1 pseudogene is annotated in these 203 nt (G+C 72.4%); it reads left to right on the top strand.

The window, feature by feature from the left end:
• A pseudogene (locus tag KUM40_RS22005) lies at positions 1 to 203 on the top strand (hypothetical protein); the annotation flags it as partial.

Raw genomic sequence — 203 nt, 5'->3', positions numbered from 1 at the left:
GACAAGCCGGACGAGGGGAAGGTCCGCGCCGCCACCCGTGACGTCCAGCACGCGAAGACGGCGCAGACGAACGCGCAGTCGGCCGTCGACTCCGCGCAGGGCGCGCTGGAGGTGGCGAAGAAGATGGCCGCGGACGCGCGCAAGATGCGTGACGACGCGGCCCGCGAGGCCAAGAGCAAGATCGACGAGGCGTCCGACGCCGG

Source organism: Streptomyces sp. AC512_CC834 (assembly GCF_019049325.1).
GTDB lineage: Bacteria > Actinomycetota > Actinomycetes > Streptomycetales > Streptomycetaceae > Streptomyces.
The sequence above is the reverse complement of the archived record's forward strand: the minus strand, read 5'-3'. Positions and strand labels throughout refer to the sequence as shown.